Genomic DNA, 16,380 nt, shown 5'->3' on the forward strand with positions numbered 1-16,380 from the left:
TATAGAAAGTTGAGACACCGCGAGGCTCAGCGGGTTACTCGCCCCGCATGCCGCTCCCCGCGCCGAAAAGCGCGGTGCTCCGCAGGTGCCGTGACCTCCTGGTCGTCGACTCCGGGTTGATGCCGCGGACCCGGCGCGCCCGAGGTGACAGGTTCTGGTCAATAACTGGCCAAATCCCGGACACCCGCCGCGGCCGGTGATCGGGTGCTGTGCGACGGCTGTGGAACTGCCCGTTTGGGAGGATCTGGTGTCAGCACCAACCCGTAAGAGACGATGGCTCACGATCTGTGCCATCACCGCGTCCGCCGCGCTCGTCGCGATACCCGCGGGTGCCGCGCCCGGCGGAGCCGGCAGCCCCTTCGGAGTCCGCGCGCTCGCCCGGCTGGCCGCCGAGCGGGAGCATGCGAGGGGGGCCATCACACCCAGGGCGACGGCGGACGACGACGGCGGCAACGAGGCCGACGAGATCGCCGAGGGCGCGGACCAGTACGCCGAGGCCCGCACCTCGCCCGGCGTCGTCGCCCCCGGCGCGTACGGCGCCGCCTGGGCCGGCCTGAACAACCTGACTGGCACGGGCGGCAGTTGGCGCAACATCACCGACCTCCCGTACAACTCCGACGACTCCCGCTACCGCGACATCGACTCCAACTCCAGCGGCGGCTCGGGTGACGTCACCGGCCGGATGGCCGCGATGGCTGCCGATGACGACGGGTACGTGTACGCGGGCAGCGCGGGCGGCGGTGTATGGCGGTCCAAGCGGGGCGGCGGGCACTGGAAGCCGATCAGCGACAAGCTGCCCTCGCAGTCCACCGGCGCGCTGGCGCTGGACGGCGCGGGACGGCTGTGGCTGGGCACCGGCGAGGCCACCACCAACGCGGACGCCTATCTCGGCAGCGGCGTCTACGTCCTGTCCGACCCGCACCACGGCACGTTCTCCGCCCGTAGCCGGGTCGGCGGCGACGAACTGGAGTCCACCACCGTCCACGAACTGCGCTTCGGCGGCGGCAAGGTGTGGGCGGCCACCAGCGAGGGCGTGTGGAGCCACTCCACGAAGAAGCTCACCGGCGCCTGGAAGCTGGAGTTCGCCCCCAACCCCGACTATCTGCCGGGCGGTTCGAAGGCCGACGACGACCTGGCCGCGTACAAGAACATCGCCAACGACATCGCGATCGACCCGAAGGACCCGAGCAAGGTGGTCCTCGCGGTCGGCTGGCGCAGCGGCGACGACTACAACGGCTTCTACACCAGGTCCGGTGGCAGCTGGCAGCGGATCAGCAGCGGCTTCGGCGACCTGCCGACCGACGCCGGCGATGTCGGCAACGTCACCTTCGCCCGCTCCGCCGACGGCTCCCGCTACTACGCCGTCGACCAGTCGCCCGAGCAGCTGAACACCAACCCGGACAGCGGCCTGGAGGGCATCTACGTCTCCAAGTCCGGCTCCCCCACCGGTCCCTGGACGAAGATCGCCGACTACAAGGGCCTGGCCGCCGACGGCTCGGCGCTGACCAGCAGCGGCTACATGCCGGGCGTGCAGGCCTGGTACAACCAGTTCCTCACCGTGGACCCGGCGGACGCGGAGCACGTCTACGCGGGCCTGGAGGAGGTCTTCGAGACCAAGGACGGCGGCAGCACCTGGTCCACCGTCGGCCCGTACTGGAACTTCGGCTTCTCCTGTTGGTCCATCGACCCGGCGAAGCAGACCGGTGACTGCAACCAGACCACCCACTCCGACCAGCACGGCGTCGCGATCGGCAGCTACCACGGCAAGAGCTTCGTGTACGTCGGCAACGACGGCGGCGTCTACAAGCGTCCCGTCGACGGATCCCAGGACGCCTCCGGTCACGCCACCGACTGGACCTCCCTCAACGACGGCACCATCGACACCCTCCAGTACTACTCGGTGGGCATCGGCAAGGACCCGGACCACGGCGGCGTGTCCGTCACCGGCGGCCTCCAGGACAACGGGCAGTCGATCCTCCGCAGCAATGACACGGTCATGGGGTCGAACTTCGGCGGTGACGGCGGCGACACCCTCACCGACCCCGCCAACGGCTGCGACCTGGCGGAGGAATATGTCTACCTCGCCATCCAGGTGACCCAGAACTGCGCCGTCAACGACGGCAGCTGGAGCACCGACGCCTCCAAGGCCACGTCGTACAACGTCGCCCCGGCCGACAACGCCACCGGCGAGGCCCGCTTCATCGCCCCGCTCGCGGCCGACGCCAAGAACAGCTCGACGTGGATCGCGGGCGGCCGGCACGTGTGGGTGCAGACCCACGGCTACGCCATCCGCAGCGGTTCGGAGTGGACCAGCGTGTACGACCTCGGCGCCGGCCGCACCGCGACCGCCGTCGCCGCCTCCGGCGGCAAGGTGTACGTCGGCTGGTGCGGCCCCTGCAACAACCAGGGCTTCGCCCGCGGCATCGCCGTCGGCAACGCGGACGGCACCGGCTGGCACGACATCACCCTGCCCGTGACCGGGACCGTGCCCAACCGCTACCTCAGCGGCTTCGCCGTCGACCCGGACAACGCCGACCACGTCTTCCTCGCGGTCAACGGCTTCTCCCGGCACTGGACCGAGGGACCGGGCGCGGGCGTCGGCCACGTCTTCGAGTCCACCGACGGCGGCACCACCTGGACCGACGTCTCGGCGAACCTCCCCGACGTGCCGGCCGACTCCGCCGTGGTCACGCCGAACGGCGGCCTCGCCGTCGCCACCGACCTCGGCGTCGTCTACCGCGCGCCGGGCCGCACGCGGTGGCAGCGCGTCGGCTCGCTCCCGGCCGTCGCCGTGCTCCAGCTGAAGCTCGGCCCCGACGGCAGCACCCTGTACGCGGCCACCCACGGCCGCGGCATCTACACGATCAAGGTGCGCGGCCTGCGCTGACGCAACGGCATGACAGGGGTGCCCCCGGCCTGCGGGGGCACCCCTGTGCCGGACAGGGCGCCGCGGTCACAAGCCGTGATCGCGGGGTGCCGAGCCGTCCGCCGTTTGGCGGCACGGGCGCGGGAAGCCCGAGATCAGCCCCTTCACCGCGCCGCCGGCCGGACGGACGAAGGCCCGCGGGCCGCGGCCGACCGAGAACCGAGAGGAGTCCGTGCCATGACGACTCCTGATCCTGAGCCGCGCCGAACCCCGGGACTCGAACCGGGTGGCGGGGCAGCGCCCGGTGAGACTCCCCCTGCGGAGGGGAGCATCTCCGGAATCTCCCATCCCGAGCCGCCCGAGCTGCGCAAGGGCTGGGCGGCCATGCCACTCGTCCTGATCATGGGGGTGGTGCTGCTGGTGGTGATCGGCCTCATCGCGATGGTGGTCGCACTGATCGGCTAGTGCTGTGGCCGGGAAGGTTTGCCGGAAAGCTCGCGGCGTCCGGTGCGGTGCATCGCAAGGCGGAGCATCGCCCGCGTACTGGATGTACTCGGGTGATGCGACAACGCGGCGAGGTGCCGTGCCGGGCGTCGCGAGCCGGTGAACCTTTCCGGTCGCAGCACTAGGCACCGGGCCCCGTCAGCCGCCGGAACGCGGGAGCGCCACCCCATCCCCGGCGGCGTCGGCCACCGTACCGAACTGGGCATCGGTTCCGGTCAGTTCGAGTACCCGCCACACCTGGGGACGTGTGCCGCGCAGCTCCATCACGCCGCCGCCGGCGACGACCCGCCGGCGCAGGCACAGCAGCATCCCCAGCCCCCCGGCGTCCATGAAGCCCACCCGCGTCAGGTCGACCGTGAGATCACGGCCGCCGAGCGCCAACGGACCCGTCACCGCGGCCGCCCGCACACGTGCGGGATAGTCCAGTTCCCCGCTCAGCGCGAGGACGATCCGGGTGGGAGAATCGCTGATCCGTACGTCGAAAACCGGCATGGAGCAAACCACCGTTCGGGGTCGAAGACCATCACGGTCGGCTCCCACTGCCGGAAGAAGGCCGTCCAGGGCGCGGCAACAGGGCGCCGCTCCCAGCCGGGCGAGGCCACCCGTACCCGCCACCGGTCACCTTCTCGGTGACCGCTCGGCGGCGCGGGCTTCTCCCACCAGACCAGGCTGGTTGTCCGTCCAGCCTGTCACAGCCGCCTGTCGGCGACCAGACCGCCCGGGCGGGACCGCACGCACAAAGGTGCGGTGCCGACCGCGCGGCGCCCGCCCCGGACGCATGCCGACCGGACCGTCCGCCGCTCCGCGGACCGGCCACGCAGGCCCGCTGGGGCCCGGCGCTGTGAATCCGCACCGGGTACCCCCGCCCCGGTGGCCCATGCCCGCGGATCGCGGAAGGGCACGCCCCTGCCGGGCCGGCTCCCGAGATCGCCGGGCTCTTTCCCGGTGCGCACCGCCCGGCCTGGGTACTCGGCGGCGAGACCGGCGGGCTGAGCCCGCTTCGACACAACGCTACGGAGTGATGCGACGATGGCCAGCGCCACCGAGACCGGAAACATCACCGGAACCTCCGACAAGGACTACAACCTTCTCTGGTACGTCGAGAGCTGCCTGGACAACGCCCTCCGGCTGGACACGTACATCAAGGACGCCGAGCGGGCGAAGGACGAACAGCTGGTCGAGCTGTTCAGCAAGGCACAGGCTGACAGCCGCAAGGGCGCGGATCTGGGCAAGGCCCTGCTGCGCAGTCGCCTGAGCGCCTGAGCGGCTGGTCACCGGGGCCGGCGGGGCTCCCGCGGACCCCCGTCGGCCCAGCCGCCCCACCGCCTCCCGGAGCTCGAACACCGCCGTATGCCGCAGCCCCGCAGTCATCTCCGGGCCCGTCACGGGTATCCGCTTGCGTGGTAGCCGTGAGCCTCGCGTGCAAAGCTGACGACGAGGCTTGTCCGGACGGGACGAGTAACGGAGGACGACGTGGACTGGGATCGGTTCGCGGAGCAGATGGCATCGATGGCGCGGGAGCTCCTGGCACAGGACTCGGTGGACGCCACCCTGGCACGGATCACCGCGTCGGCAACCGAACTGGTCGAGGGCTGTGACGCGGCGGGCATCCTCGTGCTGCACGAGGCGCGGGTGGAGACGCTCGCCCCCACCGACCAGCTGGTCGCGGACAGCGACCGGCTGCAGCAGCGGCTGGGGGAAGGGCCGTGCTTCGACACGGCTCACAGTTCGCGGGGCGACCGGGTCTTCCGCATCGCGGACCTCACCGGCGAGCGGCAGCGCTGGCCCGCCTTCGCTCCCGAGGCCCACCGGCTCGGCATCGGCAGCATGATGGGCTTCCTGCTGTACACCGAGGACGACGACTTCGGGGCGCTGAACCTCTACTCCCACAAGCCGGGAGCGTTCACCGAGGCCAGCGAGCTGGCTGGCTGGCTGCTGGCCTCGCACGCGGCGGTCGCCTTCTCCAGCGCCCGCACCCACGCCCAGCTGGAGCAGGCCCTCACCACCCGCCACACCATCGGCGAGGCCATGGGCATCATCATGGGCAGCCACCGCCTCACCGAGGAGGAGGCGTTCAACGTGCTGCGCCGCTACTCCCAGGCGAACAACATCAAACTCCGCGAGGTCGCCCGCCGGGTCCGCGAAGAGGGCACTCTGACGTGACCCCGGACGGGCGGCTCCTCTGGCACTTCGGCTGAACCAGAGAAGCCTGGGCCGGGCCAGTCCCCAGGGGATCGCTGCCGAACCCGGCTTGGCCTCCGAGTCCCCCGTCCGGCCGTGCGCACACGCCACCGGGAGACGGACCGGCTTTTTCACCGCCGAAGCCCGTACCCAGCCGCGGCGCCGGCCGCCTGGTTCCCCAGGGGAACCCACGGCAGGAGGCCGCCCCGGCCCGAACGGAAACGGCGAGCCCGGCGAAGAATGACAGCGGCTGGGGGAATGCGGCTCGGCGGCCGGGGTAGGCGCGTGCTTGCCGGACGACGAACCGGCGAGGACGAGGGCGAGCGACTGGGAGGGGCATCGTGCCGACGACGACCGTTCAGACTGCGGGGCAGACGGGGCAGACGCTGGGCGTTCCGGAGATCGCGGACCCCGCCAAGGTCGCGCCGAGGGACGCGCGCGAGCTGTCGAAGGTGTTCTTCGACCAGCTGGCGGTTCTGGAGGAGGGCACGCCCGAGTTCCAGTACGCGCGCAACACACTGATCGAGATGAACATGTCCCTGGTCCGCTTCGCGGCCGGCCGGTTCCGCAGCCGCGAACCGGAGGAGATGGAGGACATCGTCCAGGTCGGCATGATCGGACTCATCAAGGCGATCGACCGTTTCGAGATCTCCCGCGAGGTCGAGTTCACCTCCTTCGCCGTGCCGTACATCGTCGGCGAGATCAAGCGGTTCTTCCGCGACACCACCTGGGCCGTGCACGTCCCGCGGCGGCTCCAGGAAGCCCGGGTCCAGCTCGCCCGCGCCACCGACGAACTCCGCAGCCGCCTCGGCCGTACCCCCACGGTCAAGGAACTGTCCGACCTGATGAGCCTGCCCGAGGACGAGGTGCGCGAGGCGCGCCTGGCCGCCAACGGCTACAACTCCTCCTCTCTCGACGCCACGATCAACAACAGCGAGGACGGCGAGAGCGTCCTGCAGGATTTCATCGGCACCGAGGACACCGCGCTGGAACTGGTGGAGGACTTCCACACCCTGGCCCCGCTGATCGCCGAACTCCCCGAGCGTGACCGGCAGATCATCCACCTGCGGTTCGTGGAGGAGCTCACCCAGGCCCAGATCGGCGAACACCTGGGCGTCTCCCAGATGCACGTCTCCCGGCTCCTGTCCCGTACCCTCGCCCGCCTGCGCGAAGGCATGCTCACCTGACTCCTAGGGCCTGTCGGGCCCGCGCAGGCGGAGGTGTACGACGACCTCTTTGCCGGTTTCACGTGAAACGGTGTCCAGTCGGCCGCACAGCCGGACGACCAGATGCAGGCCGTGCCCCCCGACGCGGCGGGGATCGGGTGCGAGCAGTTCGGGCGGACAGGGGGAAGTGTCGCTCACGGTGATACGCAGCAGGCCGGCGTCGGGCGACACCCACAGCGCCAGCCCGACGGGACCGGGTGCGTGACGCACCGCGTTGGTGACCAGTTCACTGACGACGAGCTGGGCGTCCTGGCTGGGCAGTCGGTCCGGAGGGTGGCCGGCCCGGGCCAGCAGGGCGCGTACGGCAGTTCGAGCGTCAGTGATCGCTGTGTCCGTGGTCTCCCAGGTGGCGCTGTACCGCAGGGGCGCCCCCGGTTCCTGTTCGTCCGAAGCCCGATTCTTCAGCGGGGTGACCATAGAACTCTTCCCGTGGGTCGGCCTGTTCTTTCGTCGTCGTACCGTCTTAGGTCGTCTTGTGTCGTCCATTCGTCCCGGCTCTCGCCGTCGTGCAATTCCGCTTACCCGCCGTCTCCTTGTTCATGAGGGTTCATGAGGAGACCGGGCACATCGACACGATGACGACACAAGCGAGAAAGGGCCTTCCCGGATTGTTTCCGGGAAGGCCCTTCGCCAGTCGTGGAACATGCCTTCTCGTGGTAATGGGGCAGCTGTCGCGATAACCCCACCAGTGCCCGCACTTTCCCTTCACAAACAAGGCACCGAACGCGAATGACAGTGCGACAGCGGGGCACACGGAACGGCAGGAGGTCGATAATTATGGTTCCGCTTCTTCTTGTCCTGCTTCTCGCGGTGATCCTCTTCGGTGCCGGATTCGCCGTCAAGATTCTGTGGTGGGTGGCCCTCGCCGTCCTGGTGGTGTGGCTGCTCGGATTCGTGGCGCGCTCCACCAGCGCCGGCGGTGGCCGGGGACGTTGGTATCGATGGTGAGCTGACGTCGCGCATATCCGTCCGCAGGGACCGGCCGTCATGACGGCCGGTCCCTGCGGGTGTGCCCGTGCACGGGCACCTGTCGCGGTGTCAGGCGGGCCGGGCGGTGACGCGCGGGCGTGCTGGAGTGGTGAGCTGGGTCGGAGAGGGTGAGGCAATGGATGTCGGCCGCAGGAACAACGTCACTGTCATGGGCGACCCGCGGGGGCCGGCGGTGGTGCTGGCCCACGGTTCGGCTGCGATCAGAACATGTGGCGGCTGACGGTACCGGCCCTGGTCCTGCGCGCGGACGGCACCGCCGGCTTCCTGCACACCCCGGCGGTCTCCTGGTCGGCATCGTGCCCTCCGCGCCCTTCACCACCGTCGCCACCACCTTCGGTCCCGGCGACACCCTCCTGCTGTACAGCGACGGCGTCACCGAGGCCCGTACCGGTGCCGACCGCACCACCCTGTAAGGCGACGACCGGCTCCGCGCCTTCGTGGCCGGCCACGCCGGCCGGTCCCCGCACGCCGTCATCCGCGCCCTGAGCGGCCTGCTGGACAGTTTCGGCGACGGACTCGACGACGACGCCCTGCTCGCCCTCGGCGTCCCCACCGCCGGCTCCACGACGAAGAACACGAAATGAGCCCGCTGAAGATCAACACCCGTTCCGTGACGACCGGCCCCGTTCCGGAGGTCCTCGGTGAACTCGACCACACCACCGCCGCACAGTTGCGTGCCCTGGTCACCACCCTCGCCCTGCGGCCGGGTCAGCGCCTCGTCCTGGACCTGGCCGGCCTGGAGTTCTGCGACTCCAGCGGCAGCACCGCCCTGATCGTCGCCCGCAACCACGCCCACGCCACCGGGGCCGACGTCGCGCTCGCCGCCGTCCCGGCCCACACCCTGCGCGTGCTGAGGATCGTCGGCCTCGACCAGATCTTCCCCGTCCTCCCCGACAGCCCTGGCGCCGCCCAGCCCTGACGCCGCTTCACCGGGGGAGGTCCGCGATCTCCCGTCGCGCGGTGGCAACTTGGCGGGTACCGCGTTCCAGCGTCCGTCAGACCTCGCGCCAGCGCGCGCCGGCCCAGGAGAAGGCCCCGAAGGCCATGAGGCCGACCGCTATCAGCGCCAGCAGCCAGGGGCCCGCGGGGGTGCCGGCGAACGTGCGCAGGGTGTCGTCCATCCCCTTGGCCCTGCCGGGCTTGTGGTGGACGGCCGCGGCGATGGCGAAGCCGCCCGCGGTGGCGAAGACGATGCCCCGGGCGGCACCGCCGAACATGCCGAGGAAGGACACGACTTCACGCACCCTCCGGGACATCTCGGACATCCTCAGATGCTTCTCGAACGTGCGCAGGACAGCCCGGACGGCGATCCACAGGCCGGCGGCGACCACCGCGGCGCCCGCGACGCCGACGATCCACTGCCCGCCGGGCCAGGCCAGCGCCTTCGCCGTGACGTCCCGGGAGTTCTTGTCGGAGCTGCCACTGCCGCTGCCCCTGTCCCCGGCCGCGTAGGAGAGCACGGAGTACGCGACGAATCCGTAGAAGCAGAGACGGCCCGCGGCCATCGCCCTCCTGCCCGGCTTCTCGCCGCCGGGACCCGCCTGCCCGAAGGCGGCCTCGGACAGCCGCCACAGGGCCATCCCGGCCAGGGCGATGCCGAGCAGCCACAACAGCACGGTGCCGAAGGGTTTCTGGGCGATCTCGGCGACCGCGCCACCCCGGTCGGCCTGCCCGCCCCCGCCGGTGAACGCGATCCGCAGTGAGAGAACACCGATCAGCGCGTAGATGACCCCGCGGCCGACGAAGCCCGCACGGGCCGCCGCCGCGACCGCTCTGCCGTTCGCCGCACGGCGAACCTGACCGCGCCCGCCTGCTGTTGCCGATCCAGTAGCCATGCCCTACCGGATGCCCCCGAAGGGCGAGACCATCCTGGGCGGAGTCACCGCCGGCCCGTTCACGACGGTTCGGCACGCTGTCGGCGGGGCGCGGCGCTCGACCTCCCCAGGTGATGCGCCGCTCCCCCACCGGCGCGCGTCGACCACCCGCGAACCCTCGCCCCGCACACGTTCGATCCGGCCTCCGCGCCGAGGCCGACGGAGCCCCGGCTGTCGGCCTCGGCGGGCCGCCGCGCGCGTGCCGGGCCCCCAAGGCCGGAGGGCCGAAGACCGGGAGAAACGGTCTTCGGCCCTCCGGCCGGGGTGCGGTGGCCGCGCCGGCTGTGACGACGGACGGCGGCGAGTGGATGAGCCGCCTAGCGGCGCCCGTCGTAGCGGTCGTGATCCGCGTGCCGGTCGCCGTACCAGCCGGGGCGCCCGATCCGGTCGTGGTCCCAGCCTCGGTGCCCACGCCAGTCGCGGTCACGGTAGCGGTCGCGGTCGCGGTCGTGATTCCGGTCCCGGTCCCAGCCGGGGCGCCCACCCCGGTCGCGGTCCCGGTCCCGGTCGTCGAAGCGGCCGTCGCGGTCGCTCCAGTGGCTGTGTGAGTAGCGCCTTCCGCTGTCGCGGTCAGGGCCGGGTCCGGCGGCCAGGGCCGGCAGGGCGGCCGCGCCGACGAGTGCGCCCGAAGCCACACAGGTGGCGATCAGGCGGAGCGTCGTACGGGAAACAGACATGAATCCGTCACCTCACGTTCGTGCGGACCGGCCCTGGTCGGGCCGGGCGAGCAGTCCGGGATTCCCGGCTCGATGCCGAGGAGCCACACTGTGTCGCCGCAGGACCACACCGGAGCACGGAACGGATTCACGTTACGAAATGCGGATATATTTGTAACTGTCCCTTGTATGGGTCATGGATACCGGGAGAGGCCTGAGCACCGGCCTGTCCCCGCCTCGACTCCGTCGAACGGCCCAATGGCTTCGGTAACAGCGAGGGGGACGCCGTTCGGGGGACACGTCGCGCAACGGCCGGACCGCTGCGGGGATCACAAGGAAAGCAAAAATCCGGACCCCTCGACGCGGGAGCCCGGACTGTCGACGCGACAGGAAAAGCGGCGCGAAAGGCATATGGCTGGGGCCCGCACCCCAAGGGTGCGGGCCCCAGCCATATGATGCGCGAACCCGTGGCTCGCGACGTGCGCGTCGGCGTCAGGCGGGAACGATGTTCTCGGCCTGCGGGCCCTTCTGGCCCTGCGTGACGTCGAAGGTAACCTTCTGGCCTTCCTGAAGCTCGCGGAAGCCGCTGGTGGCGATGTTCGAGTAGTGGGCGAACACGTCAGCGCCGCCACCGTCCTGCTCGATGAAGCCGAAGCCCTTTTCCGCGTTGAACCACTTCACGGTGCCAGATGCCATATTGAATCTCCCTCGGGGGGCAGTTTCGGACCCGCACTTTACGGGGCCGGGTCGCCGCTATGATCACCCCTCCGGAAAAATCCGGAAAGCTCTGCAAAGAAAAATCTCTGGCAACCAGAACTGCAACTGCTGTCACGTTAACACAGGTCGGGGCGGCGTGGCCCGGCACTTTTGGCGCCCTCCAGGAATCCTCATCCGGCTGGATTACTGATTTCTGTGTCGGCGGTACTAGATATTCGCACCCTGCTCGTCCAGCTTCCGGCGCATTTCCCGGTTCAGGCGCAGGGCGTCGTCGAGCTGGTCCTCCAGGGAGACGATGCGGCACGCGGCCTCGACGGGGGTGCCCTGGCCGACCAGCTCACGGGCGCGGGCGGCGATGCGCAACTGGCGGCGGGAGTAGCGGCGATGACCACCCTCCGACCGCAGGGGCGTGATCAGCTCGGCCGCGCCGACGGCCCGGAGGAAGGCGGGGGTGGTCCCGAGGATGTCGGCGGCGCGCCCCATGGTGTAGGCGGGGTAGTCGTCGTCGTCGAGGTTGCCGGTGACCGGGGCATTCTCAGCGGGCATATGACCTTCGTTTCGGGGACGCGGAGAGGGACCCGGACGTGCGCGGCACCCGCACTCGGAGGAATTCAGCGCCATCCGCCCCGTACGAGAAGCGTAACTCCGCCGGGCACGGACATGTGGTCCCGCCGCGACAGAAATGCTCCGGGCGGGCCGGCCCTGGGGCACGGTGAAGCCGGCGGGCCCGGCAGCCGTGGCGCCCTGGTCCGTCCGGGTGGCGGTCAGCAGGGCAGGACGAGGACGACGGAGGCCCCGCGCCCGGTGTCCGCGGCGCGGGCGGTGCCGCCGTGGGCGGTGGCCACCGCCTGGACGAAGGCGAGCCCCAGGCCGGATCCGCCGCCGGTGCGGCTGGCCTCGGCGCGGGCGAAACGGTCGAACGCCCGGGGCAGGAACTCCGGCGGGAAGCCGGTTCCCTCGTCCGTGACGCACAGCCGCAGCGCGTCCTCGTGGACGGTGGCCGTGAGGCGGACGGTCCCGGTGCCGTGCCGAAGGGCGTTGTCGAGCAGGTTGCCGATGGCGGGCCGCAGCCACCGGGCGTCGACGTCCACGGTCACGCGGGCGGCGTCCACGGTCACGGTCCGCCCCTCCCGCTCGGCGGTGCGCAGATGGGGGGCGACGGCGGCGCCGACGAGGTCGGCGAGGTCGGTCGGAGCCCGGCTGAGGTGCTGGGCGGTGCCCAGTTCCTCCAGGTCCAGCAGCGCGTTGGAGAGCTCGATCAGGCGCTGGACCTCGGTGTCCACCGAGCGCAGGGTCTCGGTGAGTTCGCCGGCGGAGCGGGGCCGGTGCAGGGCGACGTCGAGTTCGGCGCGCATCAGGGTGAGCGGGGTGCGCAGTTCGTGACTGGCGTCCGCGACGAACCGGCGCTCGCGTTCGGCGGACGCCGCCAGGCGGTCGAGCATGTGGTTGAGGGTGTGGCCGAGCCGGGTGATCTCGTCGTCGCGGTCGGCGGGCACGTCCAGGCGCAGGTTCTGGGCGCCGTCCGCGAGACCGGCGGCCCCGCCGCGGTAGCGCTCGACGGGGCGCAGGGCGGCGCGCGCGGTGCGGTAGCCGACGCCGGAGGCGGCGATCAGGGTCAGGCCGGAGGCGAGGGCCAGCTGGGCGAGGAGTTCGCGCAGCGCCTCGTCGCGGTGTCCGCGCCGGACGGCGGCGACCACGATCCGGCCCTGGCCGCCGGCTGTGACCCGGCCGGCCTGCAGACGCAGGGTGTCCGAGGTGATCGGCAGGAGGGAGCCGACGTCCCGCCGGACGGTGGCCCCGTGCGCGGCGGCGTCCAGTTCGGCCGGGGTCAGCAGGGACCGGCCGTGCAGGGCGTCGCTGGAGACCAGGACCCGGCCCTGTGCGTCGAGGACCTGCCGGAGGCTGCCGCTGGGGCCGGGCGGGAGCTGCCCTTCGTCCCGTACCGCCTGGTCGAGGCTTCGTCGGTACGTGGTCAGGTCGTCGTTCAGCTGCCGGTCCAGAGCGGCCTGGACCCGCCAGTAGACCAGTCCCGCCGTGCCGGCCAGCACCAGCGACATGGTGACGGCGACGGCCAGCACCAGACGGGCGACCACGGGCAGCCGCCGGAACCACGGCCACGGCCGCAGCCGCCCGGGAAGGCGGTTCACGGGGCGGCCTCCAGGCGGTAGCCGCGTCCGCGCAGGGTCGTGATCGTCGTACGGCCGAAGGCCCGGTCGACCTTGCCGCGCACCTTGGAGACGTGCACGTCGATGGCGTTGCTGCGCAGGTCGGTCTCGCCGTCCCAGACCTCGTCCAGCAGCTGGACGCGGGTGACCACGCGCCCGGCGTTCTCCATGAGCACCCGCAGTACGTCGAACTCCCGCCGGGACAGTTCCAGTTCGGCATCGGCCCGCCAGGCCCGCTGCTGTTCGGGGTCGAGGACGAGGTCGCCGACCCGCAGGCGCCCGGAGGACTCGGGACGCCGCCGGGATATCGCCCGCAGCCGGGCCAGCAGTTCCTCCATCGCGAACGGCTTGACCACGTAGTCGTCGGCGCCGGCGTCGAGCCCGGCCACCCGCTCGCTGATCGCGCCACGCGCGGTGAGCAGGATCACCGGAACGTCGACGCCCTCGCCGCGCAGCGTCCGGCACACCTCGACGCCGTCCATGCCGGGCAGCATCACGTCCAGCAGCACGGCGTCCAGGCGCGGATCGCGGGCGGCGGCGAGGCCGGAGGGCCCGTCGTAGCGGCCCTCGGCGGTGTGGCCGGACTCGGTCAGATAGCGGACGACCAGATCGGTCAGGCGGGTCTCGTCGTCGACGACCAGGCAGTGCATGCCGGTCAGGCTAACCACGCGCCGGGCCCGCCACGGCCACCGGGAAGGCTTCATGGTCTGTTCATGTGACGTCCCTACCGTCCTTCAGGTCGCGGTGCTCCGCGGACCGCGACCGGTCCCCGTCCGACGCGCCGTGACGGAAGGGACCCCCATGCACGCATCGGTGCTCGCCGCCAAGGGCATCACCGACCACCTCACGGTCACCGACCTGATGACCCGCGGCGGTCTCGACGTCATCGCCCTGCTGCTCCTGGTCGGCTGGCTCTACCGGCGCCGGCCCAGCGTGCCCGCGATGCCGCTGGTGCTGGCCGCGCTGAACACCGGCCTGTTCGCCGCGATGAGCACGATCAGCGCCGGCAAGTTCCCGGCCGGGGTCGGGTTCGGGCTGTTCGGCATCCTCTCCCTGGTCCGGCTGCGCAGCGCGGCCTTCACTCTCCGGGACGTCGCCTACACCTTCGTGGCCCTGGTGATCGCCCTGTGCACGGGGTTGCCGCAGCGGCAGACCTGGCTCGTGGTCGCGCTGGACGTGGTGGTGCTCCTCGCCGTCCTCGTGGTCGACGACCCGACGGCGTACGAGCCGCCGACCCGCACGGTGCGGCTCACCCTCGACCGGATCTACCCCGACCCCGCGGTGATCGCCGCCGACGTGGCCTTCCGCTTCGGCCAGGCACCGCTGTCGGTGGTCGTGGACGAGGTCGACTACGTCCGTGAGACCACCCGGGTCTCCGCCCGTTACCCCGCGGACCCGGCCGTCGCCGCGGACTCCGAGCCTCGCGAGCCGGTGATGGCGCCGTGACCGCCGCCCCATCCTTCGGCCAGTCCCTCGGCCAGCCCCTCGGCCCGTCTCTCGCGGCCCGGCTGGGCCTGGCGGAGCCGCGCGGTGCGACCCTCGCCGAGGTGGACGCGGCGGCGGCGCTGCAGCACCGGGTCGACCGCAAGTACCTGGTCCCGCTCGACCGGGCCCGCCGCCTCGTCGCCCGGCTCGCCGACAGCCACCACGTTCTCGACCTGGGCGACGGCCGTCGTACGACGAACTACCTCAGTACCTACTTCGACACCGCGGAGCTGGGCGCCTGGCGGGCCCACGTCCAGCAGCGGCGGCGGCGCTGGAAGATCCGCACCCGCCTGTACGCCGAGGACGGTCTGTGCCGGGTGGAGGTGAAGACGAAGGACGGCCGCGGCGCCACGGTCAAGCAGGCGCTGCGTGTCCCGGCCGCCGAGTACGGCGAACTGACCGCCCACGCGGCCGAGTTCGTCGACCAGGTGCTGGAGCGGGCCGGCGTCCCCGTCACGGCCGGGGAGCTGTCCGCCGCGGTGGAGGTCCGGTACGTCCGCGCGGCCCTCGCCGACCTCCGGCACGGCAGCCGCGTCACCTTCGACGGCGCCCTGAGCTGCCGTCGCGACGGCCGGACCGCCGCGCTGGACCCCGGGCACGTCCTGGTCGAGACCAAGGGCGGAGCGCGCCCCGCCCTCGCCGACCGCCTGCTGCTCGGCATGGCGGCCCGGCCGGTCTCGCTCAGCAAGTACGTCGTGGGCCAGTCCCTGCTCACCCCGGGCCTGCCCGACAACGACGTACGCCGCCTCGCCCGCGCCCACTTCACCACCGAGGCGCATCCGGCCCCGCGCCCAACGCCCCGCCCGGCGCCGCTCCCGGGACAGCTCCCGGCGCCGCTTCCCGAAAGGACCCCCGCCGCATGAACGTCCTGCGTGGCATCAAATGGCGCTACCCCCTGATCGCCCTGCTCGCCGTCGCGGCCGTGGCCGTCAGCACCCTGCGACCGCAACTGGTCACGGCCGTCACCGCCAAGAAGCCCGGCGCGACGGAGCGGATCAGGCAGGACCCGCCGCCCACGCTCTTCACCGACGCCGAGATCGCGGCGATCGGCACGGCCGCGGACGCCCAGCGCGCGCAGGCCGACGCGCTGTTCGCGCAGTGGCGGACGGCCCACGGCACCACCCGCGACGACCGGGCCTTCACCGCCTGGGCGGCGCGGCAGGTCCCGGCCCCGCCGTCGGCGAAGCAGCGCGCCGCCGAACTCCGCCAGGACCAGGCCCTCGCCAAGTCCCGCACGGCGGCGGGCAGGAAGGCCGCGACCTGGCTGGAGCTGTACGGCAAGAAGGACATCTGGCGGCTCTACCTCCACGACCAGCGCGAACTGGTCCCCGGCACGCGCGGCAACAGCGAGAAGGCCGAGCTGAAGGCGGCTCTGACGCTGGCCAAGACGATCAGCGACCAGGTGGCGGCCGAGGACCGGCAGCCGGCCCCGTTCGTCCTCGACCCGACCCTGCGCCCGGACAAGCCCGTCACGCCCGGTGCCAAGGGCCCGTACTCCTACCCCTCCCGGCACGCGACCCGCTCCGCCGCGGCCGTCACCTTCCTCAGCGCCCTCTCCCCGCACCGCGCCGCGGACTACCGGTGGATGCAGGACGAGGTCCTCTACTCCCGCCTCTACATGGCGGGCCACGTCACCAGCGACCTCACGGCGGGCACGCTGCTCGGCGACCTGATCGGCGACTACGAACTCGCCGTCAGCGGGCACTGACCCCGCGC

At 71.7% G+C, this 16,380-nt stretch carries 18 protein-coding genes and 2 pseudogenes; 12 read left to right on the forward strand and 8 right to left on the reverse strand.

The features are described 5' to 3' along the window. The first annotated feature begins 247 nt into the window (after positions 1-247). Both LQ326_RS35740 and LQ326_RS35745 read left to right on the forward strand, forming a co-directional pair. Entirely contained in the window at positions 248-2,887 is a 2,640-nt protein-coding gene (locus LQ326_RS35740; RefSeq protein WP_234543230.1) for a beta propeller repeat protein, read from the forward strand. Positions 2,888-3,103: 216 nt separating this feature from the next. Beyond that, positions 3,104-3,331: a DUF6480 family protein gene (locus tag LQ326_RS35745; protein ID WP_234543231.1), complete on the forward strand. Its 228-nt coding sequence runs from the start codon at positions 3,104-3,106 to the stop codon at positions 3,329-3,331. 177 nt (positions 3,332-3,508) lie between these two features. Here LQ326_RS35745 and LQ326_RS35750 read toward each other — a convergent pair whose 3' ends face one another. Next, positions 3,509-3,862: an STAS domain-containing protein gene (locus LQ326_RS35750; RefSeq protein ID WP_234543232.1), complete on the reverse strand. Its 354-nt coding sequence runs from the start codon at positions 3,860-3,862 to the stop codon at positions 3,509-3,511. A gap of 537 nt (positions 3,863-4,399) precedes the next feature. Between LQ326_RS35750 and LQ326_RS35755 the strand changes: the two genes are divergently transcribed. From LQ326_RS35755 to LQ326_RS35765, 3 genes are all read left to right on the forward strand, one after another. Beyond that, positions 4,400-4,633: a hypothetical protein gene (locus LQ326_RS35755; RefSeq protein ID WP_234543233.1), complete on the forward strand. Its 234-nt coding sequence runs from the start codon at positions 4,400-4,402 to the stop codon at positions 4,631-4,633. Positions 4,634-4,843: 210 nt separating this feature from the next. Next, positions 4,844-5,533, forward strand: coding sequence for a GAF and ANTAR domain-containing protein (locus LQ326_RS35760; protein ID WP_234543234.1), 690 nt, complete (start codon positions 4,844-4,846; stop codon positions 5,531-5,533). A gap of 356 nt (positions 5,534-5,889) precedes the next feature. Further along, on the forward strand, positions 5,890-6,738 hold the full coding sequence (locus LQ326_RS35765) for an RNA polymerase sigma factor SigF (protein WP_234543280.1): 849 nt from the start codon (positions 5,890-5,892) through the stop codon (positions 6,736-6,738). 3 nt (positions 6,739-6,741) lie between these two features. Here the strand turns inward: LQ326_RS35765 and LQ326_RS35770 are convergent, their stop codons facing one another. Continuing rightward, complete coding sequence (locus LQ326_RS35770; RefSeq protein WP_234543235.1) at positions 6,742-7,194, reverse strand: ATP-binding protein; 453 nt, start codon at positions 7,192-7,194, stop codon at positions 6,742-6,744. 360 nt (positions 7,195-7,554) lie between these two features. Between LQ326_RS35770 and LQ326_RS35775 the strand changes: the two genes are divergently transcribed. The 4 genes and pseudogenes from LQ326_RS35775 to LQ326_RS35790 all read left to right on the forward strand — a co-directional run bounded on the left by LQ326_RS35775 (position 7,555) and on the right by LQ326_RS35790 (position 8,686). Continuing rightward, a complete protein-coding gene (locus tag LQ326_RS35775) occupies positions 7,555-7,725 on the forward strand; it encodes a hydrophobic protein (RefSeq protein WP_181807042.1) in 171 nt (56 codons plus the stop codon). Between the two features lie 157 nt (positions 7,726-7,882). Beyond that, positions 7,883-8,004 (forward strand): annotated as a pseudogene (locus LQ326_RS35780) (alpha/beta fold hydrolase); the annotation flags it as partial. After that, positions 7,993-8,351: pseudogene (locus tag LQ326_RS35785) on the forward strand (PP2C family protein-serine/threonine phosphatase); the annotation flags it as partial. The pseudogenes LQ326_RS35780 and LQ326_RS35785, both read left to right, overlap by 12 nt. Then, a complete protein-coding gene (locus tag LQ326_RS35790) occupies positions 8,348-8,686 on the forward strand; it encodes an STAS domain-containing protein (RefSeq protein ID WP_234543236.1) in 339 nt (112 codons plus the stop codon). The pseudogene LQ326_RS35785 and the gene LQ326_RS35790, both read left to right, overlap by 4 nt. Positions 8,687-8,762: 76 nt before the next feature. Here the strand turns inward: LQ326_RS35790 and LQ326_RS35795 are convergent, their stop codons facing one another. From LQ326_RS35795 to LQ326_RS35820, 6 genes are all read right to left on the reverse strand, one after another. Then, on the reverse strand, positions 8,763-9,602 hold the full coding sequence (locus tag LQ326_RS35795) for a DUF1206 domain-containing protein (RefSeq protein WP_234543237.1): 840 nt from the start codon (positions 9,600-9,602) through the stop codon (positions 8,763-8,765). 356 nt (positions 9,603-9,958) lie between these two features. Then, entirely contained in the window at positions 9,959-10,318 is a 360-nt protein-coding gene (locus LQ326_RS35800) for a hypothetical protein (protein ID WP_234543238.1), read from the reverse strand. A 471-nt stretch (positions 10,319-10,789) separates the two neighbouring features. Next, positions 10,790-10,993 carry a cold-shock protein gene (locus tag LQ326_RS35805; protein ID WP_007383480.1) on the reverse strand — a complete coding sequence of 68 codons (204 nt, stop codon included), beginning with the start codon at positions 10,991-10,993 and terminating at the stop codon, positions 10,790-10,792. 228 nt (positions 10,994-11,221) lie between these two features. Further along, positions 11,222-11,560: a helix-turn-helix domain-containing protein gene (locus tag LQ326_RS35810; RefSeq protein WP_234543239.1), complete on the reverse strand. Its 339-nt coding sequence runs from the start codon at positions 11,558-11,560 to the stop codon at positions 11,222-11,224. A 218-nt stretch (positions 11,561-11,778) separates the two neighbouring features. Further along, positions 11,779-13,161: a sensor histidine kinase gene (locus LQ326_RS35815; protein ID WP_234543240.1), complete on the reverse strand. Its 1,383-nt coding sequence runs from the start codon at positions 13,159-13,161 to the stop codon at positions 11,779-11,781. Beyond that, entirely contained in the window at positions 13,158-13,829 is a 672-nt protein-coding gene (locus LQ326_RS35820; RefSeq protein WP_234543241.1) for a response regulator transcription factor, read from the reverse strand. Before LQ326_RS35820 ends, LQ326_RS35815 begins: the two co-directional genes overlap by 4 nt. A 151-nt stretch (positions 13,830-13,980) precedes the next feature. Between LQ326_RS35820 and LQ326_RS35825 the strand changes: the two genes are divergently transcribed. From LQ326_RS35825 to LQ326_RS35835, 3 genes are read left to right on the forward strand one after another with little or no spacing between them, the layout of a single operon-like run. Next, the gene (locus LQ326_RS35825) at positions 13,981-14,625 is read left to right on the forward strand and encodes a DUF4956 domain-containing protein (protein ID WP_234543242.1); all 645 of its coding nucleotides are present in this window, start codon (positions 13,981-13,983) and stop codon (positions 14,623-14,625) included. Then, positions 14,622-15,527, forward strand: coding sequence for a polyphosphate polymerase domain-containing protein (locus LQ326_RS35830; protein WP_234543243.1), 906 nt, complete (start codon positions 14,622-14,624; stop codon positions 15,525-15,527). The genes LQ326_RS35825 and LQ326_RS35830 overlap by 4 nt, the downstream gene beginning before the upstream one ends. Further along, complete coding sequence (locus LQ326_RS35835; RefSeq protein WP_234543244.1) at positions 15,524-16,372, forward strand: phosphatase PAP2 family protein; 849 nt, start codon at positions 15,524-15,526, stop codon at positions 16,370-16,372. The genes LQ326_RS35830 and LQ326_RS35835 overlap by 4 nt, the downstream gene beginning before the upstream one ends. The last annotated feature ends 8 nt before the right edge of the window (positions 16,373-16,380 follow it).

It is taken from the genome of Streptomyces shenzhenensis (assembly GCF_021462265.1).
Classification (GTDB): domain Bacteria; phylum Actinomycetota; class Actinomycetes; order Streptomycetales; family Streptomycetaceae; genus Streptomyces; species Streptomyces shenzhenensis.

Excerpts from the sequence above, each read along its gene's own strand:
- LQ326_RS35745 (WP_234543231.1), top strand. The coding sequence starts at position 3,104 with ATGACGACTCCTGATCCTGAGCCGCGCCGAACCCCGGGACTCGAACCG.
- LQ326_RS35750 (WP_234543232.1), bottom strand. The coding sequence starts at position 3,862 with ATGCCGGTTTTCGACGTACGGATCAGCGATTCTCCCACCCGGATCGTC.
- LQ326_RS35755 (WP_234543233.1), top strand. The coding sequence starts at position 4,400 with ATGGCCAGCGCCACCGAGACCGGAAACATCACCGGAACCTCCGACAAG.
- LQ326_RS35770 (WP_234543235.1), bottom strand. The coding sequence starts at position 7,194 with ATGGTCACCCCGCTGAAGAATCGGGCTTCGGACGAACAGGAACCGGGG.
- LQ326_RS35775 (WP_181807042.1), top strand. The coding sequence starts at position 7,555 with ATGGTTCCGCTTCTTCTTGTCCTGCTTCTCGCGGTGATCCTCTTCGGT.
- LQ326_RS35790 (WP_234543236.1), top strand. The coding sequence starts at position 8,348 with ATGAGCCCGCTGAAGATCAACACCCGTTCCGTGACGACCGGCCCCGTT.
- LQ326_RS35795 (WP_234543237.1), bottom strand. The coding sequence starts at position 9,602 with ATGGCTACTGGATCGGCAACAGCAGGCGGGCGCGGTCAGGTTCGCCGT.
- LQ326_RS35800 (WP_234543238.1), bottom strand. The coding sequence starts at position 10,318 with ATGTCTGTTTCCCGTACGACGCTCCGCCTGATCGCCACCTGTGTGGCT.
- LQ326_RS35805 (WP_007383480.1), bottom strand. The coding sequence starts at position 10,993 with ATGGCATCTGGCACCGTGAAGTGGTTCAACGCGGAAAAGGGCTTCGGC.
- LQ326_RS35810 (WP_234543239.1), bottom strand. The coding sequence starts at position 11,560 with ATGCCCGCTGAGAATGCCCCGGTCACCGGCAACCTCGACGACGACGAC.
- LQ326_RS35820 (WP_234543241.1), bottom strand. The coding sequence starts at position 13,829 with ATGCACTGCCTGGTCGTCGACGACGAGACCCGCCTGACCGATCTGGTC.
- LQ326_RS35825 (WP_234543242.1), top strand. The coding sequence starts at position 13,981 with ATGCACGCATCGGTGCTCGCCGCCAAGGGCATCACCGACCACCTCACG.
- LQ326_RS35835 (WP_234543244.1), top strand. The coding sequence starts at position 15,524 with ATGAACGTCCTGCGTGGCATCAAATGGCGCTACCCCCTGATCGCCCTG.